Source organism: Virgibacillus proomii (assembly GCF_900162615.1).
Classification (GTDB): domain Bacteria; phylum Bacillota; class Bacilli; order Bacillales; family Amphibacillaceae; genus Virgibacillus; species Virgibacillus proomii.
This window is the reverse complement of sequence record NZ_FUFN01000009.1, coordinates 1,116,079-1,133,115: the sequence shown is the minus strand read 5'-3', so window position 1 is coordinate 1,133,115 and position 17,037 is coordinate 1,116,079. Positions and strand designations below refer to the sequence as shown.

Below are 17,037 nucleotides of genomic sequence, written 5' to 3'. Positions count from 1 at the left end.
TATTGGACTATCTGGTTAATAGTAATCTACTTAAATTTGTCATTTGAATTTTTTGAAGTATGATATTTCATAGTGATGGGGACAGTTGAAAGTATTTTTATTAATTGTTCAGACATATAATTCATAGAGTATTTGAAATCACTCCTCCCCCATTCTATGATTAAGCCTACTAAGGCATGAGCTTGGTAGCTAGCCTGCAAATCTTGGTTAATCGAATTTGTTTTTTGGACAGTTTGTAAATCGTTGAGGGATAGATCTTTAATAATAGAACAAAGCTTATTTTGAAATCCCGGCAAGATATGTTCATTTAGTAAAATAGTTTGATAGAAGTCGGAAAAGCGCTTGATATGGTTAAAAATTAGAATGGTGGGGGCTTTCATTTCAAGGGGGGTGAATGTTTTTTTATTCAAGTATGGGCTTCTATAGGAATGAACCAAATCAGATAAAATATCTTCAACTAATTCATGAAAAAGTTCGGTTTTCGTTTGATAGTGTTTATAAAACGTCCCTCGATTTATATTGGCAAAATCCACAAGATCAGTAATAGTTATTTGTTGCAGTTCTTTTTCATTCATTAACTGAATGAAAGCAGATTTTAATGCTTGTTTAGATTTTAGAACTCGACGGTCTGTCTTTATCAACTAACTACCACCTATCTGTTGAAACCCTAATTTTTTATTCTATGTCTATCTGAACCAATGAAAAATTCCACGTTATTGAACATAATCCATATCAAATGTTGATTAAGCAACAAAGTACCTCCTATTTGCATATTGATATGTTTATTATAGTACATTATGCTTATGGTATACAATTAAAGTATGTTGATGGTCACAATAAACTAGAAAGGTGAGAAGATATGAAATTAACAGGTAAAGTTGCAATTGTTACTGGTGCAGCCTCTGGAATGGGAAAGGCGATTGCTGAACTTTATGGCCAAGAAGGAGCAAGTGTCATTGTATCTGATATTAATTTAGAAGGAGCAGAAGTAGTAGCGTCATCCATTGTTGAAAAGGGAGGAAAGGCAAAGGCTGTAAAAACCGATGTAGCCATTAAACAAGATATCGATCATTTAATTGACACAACCATTCATGAATATGGCACATTAGATATCTTAGTTAATAATGCAGGTATTATGGATGGAATAGAACCGGCCGGAGAAATAGAGGATGAGAAATGGGAACGAATTTTCTTAATTAATACTACTTCTGTTATGCGAGCAACTAGAAAAGTATTACCTATTTTTCTTGAAAAACAAAACGGTGTTATTATTAATATTGCTTCTACCGGTGGGTTAAATGGTGCACAAGCAGGAGCGGCATATACTGCATCTAAACATGCGGTAGTTGGATTTACAAAGAATACTGGCTATATGTATGCAGATGAGGGAATTCGTTGTAATGCTATCGCTCCAGGGGGAGTAGAAACAAATATTGGATTAACCATGAAACATATAAGCGAATTTGGAGCTGGTCGTACACAAAAAGGACAAGCAGTTATGCCACGTATGGGAAAGCCTGAGGAAATAGCTACGGTTGCTCTATTTTTAGCAACAGAGGATTCAACATTTATCAATGGGACAGTAATTACGGCAGATGGTGGTTGGACAGCGGCGTTTTAATGGAATAACCCCTTCAATTTTATTTACCTATATTCGAAAGGCGTTTGAAGATTTTTCAATGATAACCTAACTGCAAAAGAAAAAAAGCCTGAATGCTGATAAGATAAGGAACACATCAAAAAGAATTGAAAGCGCGTTCATGTCGGGGGAACATTTAACCATAAAACATATAAGTCTAAACGATTGGATGTCCTACACTGAGCAACTAACAAGATTTGTTTCTCTCTGAGCAGTAGGTAAACACCATTGCTGTTGCTCAGTTTTTTATATTCAGCCAATCTAGTCAGGAATTCCCACTATTTTAATGATACAAATTTTGCAAATATCTACATCTACAATTACAGTTTTATCTTTAGCTTTTCTTTCAGCGTTTTTTGTTAACTTATTTCCCATAAAAAATTGTTTTGTTCTTAATTCAAGTGTCTTACCTGGTTATAGTTTTGTATCTCCCATGTCTTTTCTTTGAAATGAATGTTGCTAATACATCCATTCATTAGTGTTGTTTTACCTGAGCCAATTTTCCCATTGGAAACTTCAGCTAATATAGCATTGATGACAGCACCGTGAGCCACTAATAAAATTCGCTTATTAGGAAATTTCTTATTAATCTTTTCCAGTCCTGCCATAACCCGCTGATTAAATTCCTCTCGTTTTTCTTGGTTTGGAAAGCTGCCGCTTGGATACGCTTTTTGCCTTTCTTCTATTGTCATACCTTCAGCGTCTCCAAACGAACGTTCTTTAAAATCGCCCATTTTTATAAGCGGGAGATTTAAGTGTTGGTTAATAATTTGAGCAGTCTCTTTTGCACGTTGTAAAGGACTGCATATAAGGAAATCATAATCAGTCGCATTTAAAAAATTGCCACAAGCTTCAGCCTGTTTTCTACCTGTATCGTTAAGTGGAATATCCGTTTTTCCTTGAAGTCTGCCTTGTTCGTTCCAGTCTGTTTGTCCATGGCGAATAAAACATATACTTGATATTGCCATCCTCTCCCTTACATGCCTTTTAATTAATTATATCAAATCAACAGAGTTGTTGTGTGGAATTTCACAATTATATCAGCAACCTTTTTTCTAAATGGTATCATTAATTATTTTATCTTACGATTGATGCATCCTTAAACAAACATAAATAAAAAATGATGAGTGTTATCTATTCATTTAAAAATTATATATAATAATAGTACGTTTTAAATTTTTTTGTATATTTAGTATAGAAATTTGGCTGTTTAAACTTTTCAAGGTTTGCAGACACACCAGCTTTTTTCTATTTTACATGAATGATCATGAAGATAGGATTATGGAAAAACTTCAACAGCGATACATCGCGTTTTTTTGGGGAACAGCACTCCTTGAATGTAGTTTTCCTTTATCCCGTTAGAGATCTGCCGTTTGTACACCGCTAACTTGCGTTTGCCCTTTTGTGTCTGGTTCATGCGCTCAAGAGCTCTCGCTTTTGCTCTGAAATAAATATATTGGAATTTGTTGCAAATTACTAGAAAGTCGATATATGAAATAATTACTTACAAAGGAGATTTAAACTATGTTTAGTTATTACAGTAATCTATCATCAGAAGTATACGATTTGGATAAGCCGATAGGTCATTCCTTCGGCGATATAGAGTTTTACTTGGAACGTCTTGCTACTAGTACAGGAAAAATTCTTGAGCCTGCTGTTGGTACAGGGCGCATGCTTATCCCGCTTCTAGAAAACGGTCTTGATGTTGAAGGTTTTGATGTATCCTCTGAAATGTTGACTATTTGTCGTGATCATTGTGGAAAAAGAGGTCTGAACCCAAAACTTTTTACAGCATCCATGCAGGATTTCCAAGTCGATCAGAAATACGAAGCGATTATACTGGCATCAGGTACTTTTTTATTACTACATAAAAGAGATGATTCACTAAAAGCGCTAACGAACTTTTACCATCATTTAGCGGATGGAGGCCGAATTATTTTTGATATTTTTCTGCAAACGGATATTGAATTAGGAAAAGCACATACCAAAACATGGAAATGTGAAAATGGAGATGTCATTACATTAGAAACAAAAATAACTCAAGTAGACTATATTCATCAGTATACCGTTTCCCATAATCGGTATGAAAAGTGGAGAAACGGTGTACTCCAACAAACTGAATTAGAGCGGTTTCCACTACGTTGGTATGGAGTAGAAGAAATAAAATTAATTTTACAAACAATAGGATTCAATGATATTACAATCTCTACTAATTATAAATACGGAAAATATCCAACGCAAGCAGATCAATCAATTACTTTTGAAGCAGTAGCAAAAAAATAGATTTTTAGAATACTGTTGAAATCCAAGTGGGAAGATAACGACACCTAAATGCCCGATTCGTTCGGGTCAACAGGACAAGGAAAGCTTCTTGAATAGACATCGCACGAAGAAAAAGCGTTCTTCTTTTTCAAGGACAAGGAAAGCTGCGGCAGCAATACATCGCACGCAGAAAAGTATTTTCCTTTTCAAGGACAAGGAAAGCTTCTTGAATAGACATCGCACGAAAAAGTTTTTTCCTTTTCAAGGACGGGAAAACAGCTTGAATAGGCATCGCATGAAGAAAAAGTGCTTTTCTTTTTTAAGGACAAGAAGGACTACGGCAGCAATACATCGCGATGTTTCAACCAAGTATTGAATTTTTTTACTATTAGTTACTTTTTTACTAATAATACCATCTATGTTCAGGAAAAAGGACACATCATTATTGTCTATTATAAAGAACGAGGATTTTTAACACATAATTTTCATTGAGGTTAGGTAAAATAAGTTCCATGTGTATTGGGATAAACTTATGTTTGTTTTCTTTTCAATTGTGGAATGGAACAATATGTTACTTATAGAGTTGAATGAAGGAGGTATTTTGAAATGAAACCTGAAGACATGCAAATTGGGAGTACACCTCGTCAGCAACAAAATCGCCAGCCAGGGTTCGAATCAGAAATGACCCCTTTCCCACATCAACCTTTAGACTATAAAGGCTCAAATAAATTAAAAGGAAAAGTTGCCTTAATCACTGGTGGAGATAGTGGTATCGGTCGTGCGGTGGCAATTTTGTATGCAAAAGAAGGAGCTAATGTAGCCATTTCTTACTTGGATGAACATCGTGATGCGGAAAAAACAAAGGAACTCATAGAAGCTGAAGGAGTAAAATGTATCTTACTTCCTGGTGATATTAAAGAGGCTGCACATTGTATTGACCTAGTGGAAAAGACAGTGGAGGCATTCGGTAAAATCAATATATTAGTTAATAATGCAGCCATTCAATTTATTCGTGAGGACGTATTGGATATATCTGATGAGCAAATGGAGGACGTATTCCGTGTTAACTTCTTCTCTCAATTTTATTTAACAAAAGCTGCTGTTCGCTGTATGAGCGCAGGGGATTCAATTATTAATACGTCTTCCATCAATGCCTATAGGGGCAACCCTATCTTAATGGATTACTCTGCTACAAAAGGAGCGATAACTGCGTTTACTCGCAGTATTGCCCAAAGCTTGGCTAATAAAGGTATTCGTGCTAATTCTGTAGCTCCGGGTCCTGTTTGGACACCGCTTATACCGTCATCCTTTGATGAAAAGGGAGTGGAGAATTTTGGGCAGGATACGTTAATGAATCGGCCTGGTCAGCCTTCTGAGCATGCTTGGCCGTATGTAATGTTGGCATCAGATGAAGCATCTTATATGACAGGACAAGCGATTCATATCAATGGTGGTGCATGGACATCCTCTTAACACATATTAGCTAAGAGGATATTTAACAAGCGATTCGTCGTTAGCTTTATTAAAAACTAGATAGCACAAGGAAAAGCTCCGTTTTTGACGGAGTTTTTCCTTATGGCTGTATTCTTCATTTAGGCATATAAAGTACTGTAATGTAGTGCTACAGTAAGTATAAAATAAATAAAAATACAATTGGTTTTCATGCTATCGTGAATTTACGCTTGATGGAAAAAGAACGTATCGCTTTAAAAGTAAGCTAGTGGATATACGGAGAAAAATCATAGAACGTTGAAATGAAAAAGACAGTGTTGAAGCTAATCAATAGCTTTGAGGCTGTTTTTTATTGTTTAGAAAACTATAACTTCTACGACTGTCGCTAACTTATTTTGAAAAGTATCTTCGTCTAGCTTAAACGTTCGTGTTGCTAGCAAACTTCAATCTTCTTCCTACGATAAATCAAGATCGGCACGAATCGAAAGGAAGGGCGACTAAAAGAGGGCTTGCGGCACAGGTGTCGGCATACCTCTGTTTTAGAGGCATGTTTTCTTTATCCCGAATAGAAGGAGCTGTATTTGCACTTCTTGAATGAAGTATCACTTTATCTCAAAGTATTATATGTATAGTTTTTGTATAGTTCTATTTTGTACAATATCGATGATAAGAAAATATATACAAAATTATATTACAATGTATATATTTTATTCCTACCTTTTTTAAAACTGGCTGTCCATAACATCCTAAAAAGAATATTGTATACAAAATAACTAGCAACAGAACCTTCATAACTGACATCAAAAGATGTACTAGTAGCTCTATATGTTGCGCAGCCGATGGTTGAATGTGCTGAAGTAAGCTTCCTAAAGGATCAAAGTGAAGCAGAAAAATAAAAAGCGTATAGAATGCTTCAGTTACAAGATTAATATGATGAAAAATTTTAAAAATAAAGGAGGTTGAAAAGTAAAAATTATATTTGCACTTTCGATTGTAGCAGTATTTGTTTACAAATATAATTTAGATGGATTTCAAATAGTATAAAGTAGCCAATGATTATCTAAATAAGGAGATACATTCGTTCTAAATATCCAATCTGTTTATTTTAAAATCAGAATAGTTTTAATTTATAAACTGAAATCATATTTACGGATATGGGTATATAGAGGGTTGTTAGAGAGGGATAAGAAAAGCGGATTACAAACTAATTTTAGAATTGTTTTCAAATGCTTTTCAAAACTCTGTGTAAAGGGGCTGTATCCAATCTCTATGAAGGTACTAATATATATTCGGAAAGGGGTAGCACATTGAAGAAGCAGTTAAGTGTGCTTTTTATTATTTTCCTTTTATTGCAAACAATTTCTAGTAGTCTGGCGTTTCCAATGCAGATCAATGCACAAGAGATAGACAATGAAATTGTAACAAACATGGAGCTAATTGATGAATCAGGGGATTCCATTCAACTAGAGAATAAACAAAAAGCGACACACGTAAGGGTGGACTGGTCAATCAAAGACATAACAGTCGATCCTAAAATAGCTTATACCCAGCCAATACCTACTGCTATTGAAATAAAAAAGAAGCAGGAAGGAAAATTGATGGTAGAAGAAGTAGAAGTGGGAACTTACGTTGTAGATACAGACAACAAGGTAACTATTCGCTTTAAAGAGGAAATTAGCCAATTCCCAAACACTAGCGGATCATTTATGGTAGAAGTTGCTCAGGGCATGCAAGATAAGAATAATGCCGATGAACAGCAAGCTGACAAAGCAACTACTGCTCAAAAAGCAGATAAACCAACAAAAGTTTTACAAGAAGATTCAAATGATCCAAAAGGGGAAGTAAAGCATGATGAAAATTCAACATCTGAAGAAGCAGCAAAATCTGCTGCAGGTAACAAGGAATTGCAGGCGGAGAAGATAGCAGTAGAAAAAGTTGCTTCATTAAATGAAATTACTAAAAATATATTGACTAATGCTGAGGTTTCCTATCAAGACGTGAATGGTGAACCTTTAACAAAACCAGGAAAAGACTCAATAATTTCAATAAAGTATTGGTGGGAATTACCGAATAGACATGGATATAAAGCCGGGGACACCTTTACATTTCAGGTGCCGGAAGAGTTAGATATTTATTCTGAGTTTGAGCGCGTTGAATTGAAGTTTAATGGAGAAACGATCGGCTATTTATCTGTAAAAAAAGATGGGACGGCAACGATTGAATTTACAAAGTTTATTGAAGAATACTCTAATATAAACGGAACTTTCGAGATTTGGACACAATTAAAAGAAGAAACGGTTATTACCGAAAACAGAGAAGTTATTATAACGCCAATTGAAGGAAAGGAAGCTATTACTATACCAATAGATTTTAATCCTGGTTGGCCGGCAGTTGAGAAACAAGGAGTTCCAAATCGGTCCTATAATGCCGAAGAAATTGAATGGACGATAGATTTTAACAAAACGTTAGAGACAATACGTAATGCTAAGGTAATTGACCCGATCCAAAAAGGGCAAGTTCTAAGAGAAGACTCTATAAAATTGTATCATTTAGAGACAAAATTAAACGGAGAAGCGACTCTTGGTGATGAGGTTGAATCTACAGCATATACAGTTAGGAAAACGGAGAATGGGGAAGACTTCACGATTAAATTTAATAAAGATATCCATTCAGCCTATCGTTTAGTATACGTTACAGATATTACCGATGATGATCAAGCTGAATTTAATAATAAAGTGTCGTTAACTGGTAATGACTTTGAGAATAAAAGTGCTGAGGCTACAGTATCTGTTGGTAGAGGAGCGCCTTTAGAGAAAAGAGCTGCACATTACGATCGCGAGAATCAAGTCATTACTTGGGAAATTCGTTATAATTACAATGAGAAAAACATCGCCAAAGAAGATGCGCTGTTAAAAGATTTTTTTAATGGAAGTCAAGAGTTGATAGAAAATTCATTTGTCGTATCAAAAATTACGATTCATGAGAATGGTGGAGAAACGAGTGCGGAAGAAATTGTTAAAGGAACCGATTATACAGTAACTCCTAAACAACAAGGAGATCAAACCGGTTTTCATTTACAGTTTACAGAAGACATTTCTTCTGCGTACAAAATTTTGTATAAAACCAAAGCTTCAGAGCGGGTTTTTGACCAAGAAACAATTACGAATACTGTAAATACTGGCGATCATGAGACAACGGATAATCAAACCATTGACCAAGTAATATTATTTAAAAGTCATGGCACACCGAATTACAAGGATAAGACAATGGAATGGTCCGTTTCCTTCAATCACGATAAACAAAAGATGAACAATGTCGTTGTAGACGATATATTCACCAATAAAGGTCTAACCCTTGTTCCTGAATCACTCAAGATTTCAGGATTGGAAAAAGGAATCGATTATAGACTGACTAAAAATGAAGCTGATCAATTTGAAATTGAATTTCTTAAACCAATCACTGATTCCCATACGATAACCTATACAACGAAGTTTGACTATGAGCAGCGTGAAAATAAGGAAGAGCATTTTGTTAACCATGCATATCTGACTTGGACAGATGAAGAAGGAAATAATAAGGAGAAAGATGCCGAAGCTATATTTAAACCAGATGATTACACACAACATAATGGGTTCAAATATGGTTCCTATAATGCAGTGACAAAGGAAATTACTTGGAATATAGGCGTCAACTATAATTTGAAAACTTTGGAAAGTGCAGTAGTGAAAGATTTTATCCAAGGAAATCAGCAATTGAAGCGTGATTCCATTACCGTCTATGAGATGGAACTCACAGGAGGAGCAAATGGAATAAGATTAAAAGAAGCGGTACCAGGGGAAGATTACTCCATTAAGTTTATAAAAAATGAAAAGGCAGAGCCCGGTTTTCAAGTCTCATTTGAAAAAGAGATGAAGGAAGCATATTTGATTGAATATAAGACGAGTTTGGATGAACTGGAATTAGTCGCAGAAAACTACAAAAATAGAGCAACACTCTACAATGGAGATAAAAAAGAAACCGACTTAGATGCTTCTGTATCTATTCCACATGGAGGAAAATATACGGAGAAGTCAGGCAGTCAGAGCGGGAAAATTATTGATTGGAAAGTAAATATTAACTTTGCCCAGTCAAATGTTAGCAATGCCACCATAGTTGACAATCCAAGTAATAATCAAGCGCTCTTGGAAAACTCATTCCATTTGTATGCAACATCTGTAAATGAACATGGTGATGTCACAAAAGGAGAGAAACTGGAGCTTGGAACCGATTATACCTTAGAATTAAATCAAAATCCGGATTCGTTTATCCTTAAATTTAGAGAAGAAATAAACGAACCATATATGTTGGAATATCAGTCACTCATTCTTGAGAAACCAGGGAATTCTGTAAGTAACAGTATCTCTTTCAATGGCGACAATATTGATGAAGTAGTGAATGAGTCTAAAGAAACGATAAAGGTAAAATATACTAATGGTATGGGAGAAGGCACTGGAGAAATCGGCAGACTAACTGTTAACAAAACAGATAGCAAAACTGGTGAACTCCTTCCAGGTGCTACCTTTACTCTGGTGGATGAGGAAAGTGGGGTTACTATTGGCACGAAAACAACTGGTGAAGGTGGAAAAGCTGTTTTTGATCGATTGCTCTATGGAGATTATACGTTGATTGAAGACAGTGCACCAGATGGCTATTTCATTGATAAAAAACAATATACTATTACGATTAATAAACCATATGAAGAAGGCAGTGCTGAAAAATTAGGGAATCAGTATACAGTTACCAATTCGAAGCTAATTCATGCTGTCCAATTAAATAAGGTGGATAAAGAAACAGGTAAGACCTTATCCGGTGCTTCTTTTGTCTTACAGAAGAAAAATGGAGATACGTATGAGAATATCAATTACGTAACAACAAATGCAGCTGGTATTATTTACAAGGATGGTTTGGAACCTGGAGATTATCAGTTTATAGAAACAAAAGCCCCTAATGGTTACCAACTCAATACGGAGCCAATTCCATTTACAATCGGTAAAAAACAAACAGAAGTTCTTACATTAACAGCAGAGAATATAAAACTTGGTTCGGTGGAATTAACAAAACTTGCTGAAGATGGTGAGAATCAAGTTCTAAAAGATGCAGAATTTCGATTAGAACGTGAAGATGGATCTGTTGTTTATCCGCTATTAAGGACAGATGAGAATGGGAAAATCTTTGTTTCTAATCTTCAGCCAGGCAAGTATCAATTTATCGAAACTAAAGCACCAGCATATTATTTGCTTAACAAGGAACCAATTCCCTTTACTATAGAACCTGGAAAAACAAAGGCAGTAACTGTAGAAGCCATGAATGAACTTATTCTGGGTAAAGTAGAGCTAACAAAGGTTGACAAGGATCAGGAAGAAGTTTCATTAGAAGGTGCTGTGTTCAATCTTTTAAATGAAAAAGATGAAGTTATACAAAAAAATTTAACAACGAATGAGGAAGGTAAAATTGTTGTTGAAAATCTGAAACCAGGCATGTATCAATTCGTGGAAACAAAAGCGCCGGATCATTATCAGTTAAATGCAACTCCAATTAAATTTACAATTGAGAAAAGCAAAACGGAAGCAGATGTTAGGGTAGTTAAGGTGCAAGCAGAAAATGAGCTAATTCCAGGGTCTGTCGAACTTGTAAAAGTTGAAGAAGATAACAAAGATAAGACACTAGAGGGTGCCGTATTCGAACTGCAAGATGCAGAAGGCAACACCCTTCAAGAAGGCTTAACAACGAATGAAGCAGGCAAAATCGTTGTAGAAGACCTGCGACCAGGCAAGTACCAGTTTGTTGAAACCAAAGCACCAGCTCATTACCAGCTAGATGCTAAACCAATCGCGTTTGATGTTGAAACGAGTCAGAAAGAGATATTAAGATTAACTGCAATGAATACGTTGACTACTGGTAAAGTGGAACTTACCAAAATTGACAGAAACGACCAGGCAACGAAACTAGAAGGAGCCGAATTTGAACTGCAAGATGCAAAAGGTAATATCCTTCAAGAAGGTTTAACAACGAATGAGGAAGGTAAAATTGTTGTTGAAAATCTGAAACCGGGCATGTATCAATTCGTGGAAACAAAAGCGCCAAAGCATTATCAACTAGACGAAACTCCAATTAAATTTACGATTGAGAAAAGCAAAATGGAAGCAGATGTTAGGGTAGTTAAGGTGCAAGTAGAAAATGAGCTAATTCCAGGGTCTATCGAACTTGTAAAAGTTGATGAAGATAACAAAGATAAGACACTAGAGGGTGCCGTATTCGAACTGCAAGATGCAGAAGGCAACACCCTTCAAGAAGGTCTAACAACGAATGAGGCAGGCAAAATCGTTGTAGAAGACCTGCGACCAGGTAAGTACCAGTTTGTCGAAACCAAAGCACCAACTCACTACCAGCTAGATAAAGCGCCAATTCCTTTTACGATTGAATTTAGTCAGAAGGAGACACTTAAACTAACGGTAGAAAATACACTTATTCCAGATGAACCAGTATCTAATGATGAGAAAAATAACAATGGACATACGGATACAACTCACACAAACAATGATAACAAGCAGAACCTAGATAAACCGGTACAGCAGTTTAACGACAAACTTCCACAAACTGGAGAAGAATGGTTACGTTATATGATCATTTTAGGTATCTCATTAATCACTTTTGGAGGTATTCTCATCTTATCTAAACGTAAAAATATCTCTTAAGTAAAAGAAAAGGCCCGATGGAAATAACCTTTTGGTTATATGACCATTGGGCTTTATTTATTTTCATTACTCTTTATAATAAATGAACACAGACCTATACGATAAGTCAACATCGGCTCGAATCGAAAGAAAAGCCGACTAAAAGCGGCTTGCGGCTCAGGTTCTGGTCATGCCCCTGTTTTAGAGGCATGTTTGTTAATTATCTTGACGGGGATATGGAGAAAAACATCTCTCCTAAATGCTTAATATTCAAGGAGGGAAACCCTTCCATGAATGAAGCTACGCTTTATCTAGTCAAAAGTTCCCCAGTTTGTATGTCGGTAAATGAGCACTTCTAGCTTTGGTTAAATGTATTAAAAAGAAATAGTAACGTTACAAAACGTTTTTCAGACATAAAATAGGTTAAACACATTCATAACTCTATCGGAGAAGACATAAGCTATAGATATTGCTTTGATAGGGCACCTAACTTGAACTCAGGCATCTAATGATAAGTGACTAGAACAAAGTTAAGAATAAAGCTATTCGATGATAGACATTTTAAATTGTTCCATAAGACGAAGCAAATGATTGTTCCAAAAACTAAACGGGTCTACATGAGCTTGCCACTATCGTTACACCATCCTAATTTTTGTTCTTTTTAAATAGAAGGAATTCAAGGCTAACCCGTATATTATCCAAATCTTACAATATAATGATAAAAATTAAAGTAAAAGGTGTGGACATGCTTATGAAGTGGAATAGCGTGATAAGGAAAAGATATTTATGTTTGGTTATTTCTGTTATCGTTATAATTTCGTTATTGAATCAAAATAATCCATTGCTCGTGACAGCAACAAAAGATATAGACAAAGAAACAATAACTGAAAATGCTTCGTTAGAGGAAAAACTATCAGCCATCCTGATGAATAAGCATTTAGCTGGAACGTCAACAGCTGTTAGCGTTATGCATGCGAACACAGGAAAACTGTTATTTTCGCAGAATGCATCTAGTCGATTACATCCAGCATCCAATATGAAGCTGCTCACTGCAGTATCAGCATTGGAGGTACTGGGTGAGGATTATCAATTTTCAACTGAAATACTAACGAATGGGAAAGTGAAAGGTAATGTACTACATGGAAACTTATATGTAAAAGGAAAAGGAGATCCGACCCTATTAGCGAAAGATTTACAACGTTTTGCTCGTGATTTAAGAAAGCAGGGAATTCGAAAAATAAAAGGCAATCTTATTGGCGATGACACATGGTATGATGATATTCGTCTATCCCAAGATTTAAATTGGTCAGATGAATCTGTTTATACTGGAGCACAAGTATCGGCTTTAACCCTTTCTCCAAATGAAGATTATGACGCTGGAACGGTTATTGTCGAGGTGCTTCCTAGGAAAGCAGCTGAAGGAAAAGCAAAACTACGTATAACGCCTAAAACCGATTATGTAAACATCGTGAATAACACAAAAATGATAAATAAGGATGGGAAAAAGGATATTTCTATTGAACGAAAACATGGAACGAATACGATTGTCGTTGAAGGAACGATGCCGGTAAATGGTTCGAATGCAAAAGATTGGATATCCATTTGGGAACCAACAGGGTATGTATTAGATGTGTTTGAAGTAGCTCTTAACGAAGCAGGTATCTCTTTTATTGGACATTCTAAACCCACTCGGGGGAAAACGCCTACAAAAGCGAATAAGCTAGCTATAAAAAAATCAATACCGTTAAAAGAATTACTTATTCCATTTATGAAACTAAGTAATAATGGACATGGTGAAGTACTTACGAAAGAAATGGGAAAAGTGATGCATAATGAAGGCAGCTGGGAAAAAGGAATAGAAGCTATAGAACAAGTCATGTCTGACATGGGAATCGATCCAACATCCATACTATTACGCGATGGATCTGGGATGTCACATAAAAATATGATCCCAGCAAATGCGCTTACCCAATTACTTTATCATGCGCAACATAAACCTTGGTTTAAAGTATTTAAACAATCCCTGCCGGTAGCCGGGGAATCCGACAGATTCGTTGGCGGCACCCTCCGTGAGCGCATGAAAACGGGACCTGCAAAATCCAATGTGATGGCAAAGACAGGCTCATTAACAGGTATGTCAACACTATCCGGTTATGTAATGACAAAGGATCAACACCCAATTATTTTTTCGATCATGATAAATAACTATCTTGGATCAAGTAAACATATCATGGCGATCGAGGACCAAATCGCTGAGACATTGGCAGAGCATGATTTTTCGAAATAAAATGGAATCACATGACGAAGCATTCTTGGCAGCATTTATCCACCGATTCCAAGGAAATAGACTATACATTTTAGATAAACCAGAAGCAGCCTTGTCTCCATTAAGGCAGATGTCAATGCTGCAGCGAATTCACGATCTTGTAGAAGCATGTTCCAGTTTATTATCTCTACCCATGCGCCTATTTTGATGACATATCCACATGCACTCATTTTTGAGTTGACAGAAGCTGGCATGCAGGAAACCACATTGGAAAAAACAAGTCATTATAAAATAATGGAGCAATTTTTTACGGATAAAGATCGCATGCTTCATCATTTGTTTGAATCGATGTAGTTGTATTTCATTATTTGTCCATAAATCCTCTATTGCAGTGATGAAGAAACGATGGGCGGAAAAACTGGAGAAAATCGATGCATAGGAATTATCCTTATTACCCTATGATGCATGGACAAGAACCCAGGTGACTTAATAACCAGCAGTTTTCATATCATCTGCTAAAAGATTTCGTATCTATCTGCTTAACAAGAGTTAGTTCAAAGTGGTGGGGATATTTGTTGTTTACTTAAATATACCCAAAGTCCAAAAAACAGCATGGTAAACGTTTCACTGAAACAGAAAATAGTTATTCCACAGCTAAAAATGAAGCTGAAAAAACTCAATATGCAAGCTGTAGAATTCAAAGGCGTTACGATTATAGTACTTTTGTTAAAATTTTAACCGTAGTGGATGAAGGAAGACCACTACGGTTAAGAAGTTTCCTTTTATCTGATTTCTTTGATTTTGAAAAAACGATACGCCACATATATCAGGTAGAGAGGTGTTGCGACATAGAGTAAATAAGGAAATCTACCATGTGCTTCAATATTAATGATAACTAACAATGCCCCCAAGAAGATGGTTACAATGGTACCATATCTAGGTAAGGGGATTTGTTTACAGCTTGGTATTTTGATTGTACTTACCATTAAGAAGCACAGTGCAGTGAAAATAACAGTTGTTACAATACTAGGAATTTGTTCATTAAATAAAGTTAATATCGCTAGTATTCCCCCGGCAGCGGTAATTGGTACACCTACAAAATGATTAATAGAATCATTATCTGATGTAATATTGAATCTAGCTAATCGGTACGCCCCAAATAATGGGAATAATCCAGAGACCGCAAAGCCAAGCCATCCACTATTAGAGAATATCGTATAGTATACTAAGAAGCATGGAGCTATGCCAAAAGTTACAATATCAGCTAAAGAATCTAACTCTTTCCCTAGAGAACTTTCAACTCGTAACATTCTGGCAATCCGACCATCCATACTGTCTAACATCATCCCGATAAGAACAAGTACAGCTGCATTTTTATATTGGTTGTTGGCAGCATAACCAATTGATAAAAAACCACAATATAAATTTCCTAATGTAAACATATTTGGTATTTGTTTTTTTATATTCATTTTGCCCCCCTAAAAATCTATTGTTATAGTATATGTATGTGTGCAAAAAGGGGGATAAAAAGGACGAAAAAAATCAAATTGATATGGCTTTTGTTGATCTGTTGATACGTCCTCATCCAAGCCAATCCCTTCATTGCTGACTCGCAGCGAATGTTTATGTCCTAAACATACTGAAAAGACGTTTCCAGCGTGCTTTTTACACATACATTTGGATACATGAGTAAAACTTTATCGGTGAGCCGCCATCTCTAACAACATTACGAAGTACAAGACAAGTGTAGCATAAGAAACAAGCTGACAAAACTGTCTATGTCATTTTTACCACGCTTTTTGAACAGGTTCATAGGTAAATAGTTTATAATAAGCATACCATTTACTCAGATGTCAAAGCCAATTATACTATATTTAGAGAAGAGTATCACAGATAATTTATTTTATATAGGAGGATTCAATCATTGCTTAAGTGGCTTTTTAAGATATTTGTAGAATTGACTGGAAATCGTTTTATGTCCCGATTACTTATACGTGTGACAACGTCTAAATGGAGTCGCATTTTCATTCCGTTGTTTGTAAAAGTTTATCATATCAACCAGGCAGAAATGAAATTACCGTTGTCTGAATACCATAGCCTTCAGCATTTGTTTACTAGAGAGCTAAAATCGGAGATAAGAGCTATTGATAATCATAAGCATGTAATCGTTAGCCCGGTAGATGGTGTAGTTAGTGCTTTTGGATCTGTAAGTGAGGTGGAAAAATATAAGGTAAAAAATCGACAACTAAATTTAGAAGAAATGCTAGGTAGTGAAGAGATAGCAGCAACCTATAAGAAAGGTAAATATATCATTTTATATTTATCTCCTCATCATTATCATAGAATTCATAGTCCTGTAAAAGGGAGGATTACGAACAGCTGGACCCTAGGTGGAAAATCCTATCCTGTTAATTCGCTTGGAATAAAATACGGCAACAAACCGCTTTCAACGAATCGCCGAACGGTTACAGAAATAGAGAGTGAGCTCCAAAATATTGCAGTCGTTAAAGTTGGAGCATTAAATGTGAATAGTATCCACCTTACGAACCAATCAAAAGAGCTAGAACCAGGAGATGAGTTAGCTTATTTCTCATTCGGTTCCACAGTCATTTTGTTAATGGAAAATGAACACCTTCAATTCGCGACAAATGTGACTGTAGGAGAAGAAATAAAATATGGGGAAAGACTTTTATTTCTTAATTAGT

General features: G+C 35.8%; 9 protein-coding genes and 1 pseudogene. 7 read left to right on the top strand and 3 right to left on the bottom strand.

Translation table 11 applies throughout. From position 1 onward, the window contains the following. Positions 1 to 26 precede the first annotated feature (26 nt). The gene (locus BN1066_RS07670) at positions 27 to 641 is read right to left on the bottom strand and encodes a TetR/AcrR family transcriptional regulator (protein WP_245799733.1); all 615 of its coding nucleotides are present in this window, start codon (positions 639 to 641) and stop codon (positions 27 to 29) included. Positions 642 to 859: 218 nt separating this feature from the next. Here BN1066_RS07670 and BN1066_RS07665 point away from each other — a divergent pair, with 218 nt between their 5' ends. Continuing rightward, complete coding sequence (locus BN1066_RS07665; RefSeq protein ID WP_077318834.1) at positions 860 to 1,621, top strand: SDR family oxidoreductase; 762 nt, start codon at positions 860 to 862, stop codon at positions 1,619 to 1,621. Positions 1,622 to 2,031: 410 nt separating this feature from the next. On the opposite strand, the gene BN1066_RS07660 is transcribed toward BN1066_RS07665, so the two are convergent. Beyond that, positions 2,032 to 2,601 carry a histidine phosphatase family protein gene (locus tag BN1066_RS07660; RefSeq protein WP_077318949.1) on the bottom strand — a complete coding sequence of 190 codons (570 nt, stop codon included), beginning with the start codon at positions 2,599 to 2,601 and terminating at the stop codon, positions 2,032 to 2,034. Positions 2,602 to 3,163: 562 nt separating this feature from the next. Between BN1066_RS07660 and BN1066_RS07655 the strand changes: the two genes are divergently transcribed. The 5 genes and pseudogenes from BN1066_RS07655 to BN1066_RS07635 form a co-directional block, all read left to right on the top strand. After that, positions 3,164 to 3,922: a class I SAM-dependent methyltransferase gene (locus BN1066_RS07655; protein ID WP_077318833.1), complete on the top strand. Its 759-nt coding sequence runs from the start codon at positions 3,164 to 3,166 to the stop codon at positions 3,920 to 3,922. Between the two features lie 585 nt (positions 3,923 to 4,507). Then, the gene (locus BN1066_RS07650; protein WP_077318832.1) at positions 4,508 to 5,374 is read left to right on the top strand and encodes an SDR family oxidoreductase; all 867 of its coding nucleotides are present in this window, start codon (positions 4,508 to 4,510) and stop codon (positions 5,372 to 5,374) included. 1,286 nt (positions 5,375 to 6,660) lie between these two features. After that, a complete protein-coding gene (locus tag BN1066_RS07645; RefSeq protein ID WP_179104318.1) occupies positions 6,661 to 12,087 on the top strand; it encodes a SpaA isopeptide-forming pilin-related protein in 5,427 nt (1,808 codons plus the stop codon). Positions 12,088 to 12,832: 745 nt separating this feature from the next. Continuing rightward, entirely contained in the window at positions 12,833 to 14,353 is a 1,521-nt protein-coding gene (dacB, locus tag BN1066_RS07640; protein WP_077318948.1) for a D-alanyl-D-alanine carboxypeptidase/D-alanyl-D-alanine endopeptidase, read from the top strand. 4 nt (positions 14,354 to 14,357) lie between these two features. Continuing rightward, positions 14,358 to 14,686, top strand: a pseudogene (locus BN1066_RS07635) (AAA family ATPase); the annotation flags it as partial. 428 nt (positions 14,687 to 15,114) lie between these two features. On the opposite strand, the gene pssA reads toward BN1066_RS07635, so the two are convergent. Then, positions 15,115 to 15,801 carry a CDP-diacylglycerol--serine O-phosphatidyltransferase gene (gene pssA, locus BN1066_RS07630; protein WP_077318830.1) on the bottom strand — a complete coding sequence of 229 codons (687 nt, stop codon included), beginning with the start codon at positions 15,799 to 15,801 and terminating at the stop codon, positions 15,115 to 15,117. A 455-nt stretch (positions 15,802 to 16,256) separates the two neighbouring features. On the opposite strand from pssA, the gene BN1066_RS07625 reads away from it, so the two are divergent. Further along, the gene (locus BN1066_RS07625) at positions 16,257 to 17,036 is read left to right on the top strand and encodes a phosphatidylserine decarboxylase (RefSeq protein WP_077318829.1); all 780 of its coding nucleotides are present in this window, start codon (positions 16,257 to 16,259) and stop codon (positions 17,034 to 17,036) included. Position 17,037 lies beyond the last annotated feature (1 nt).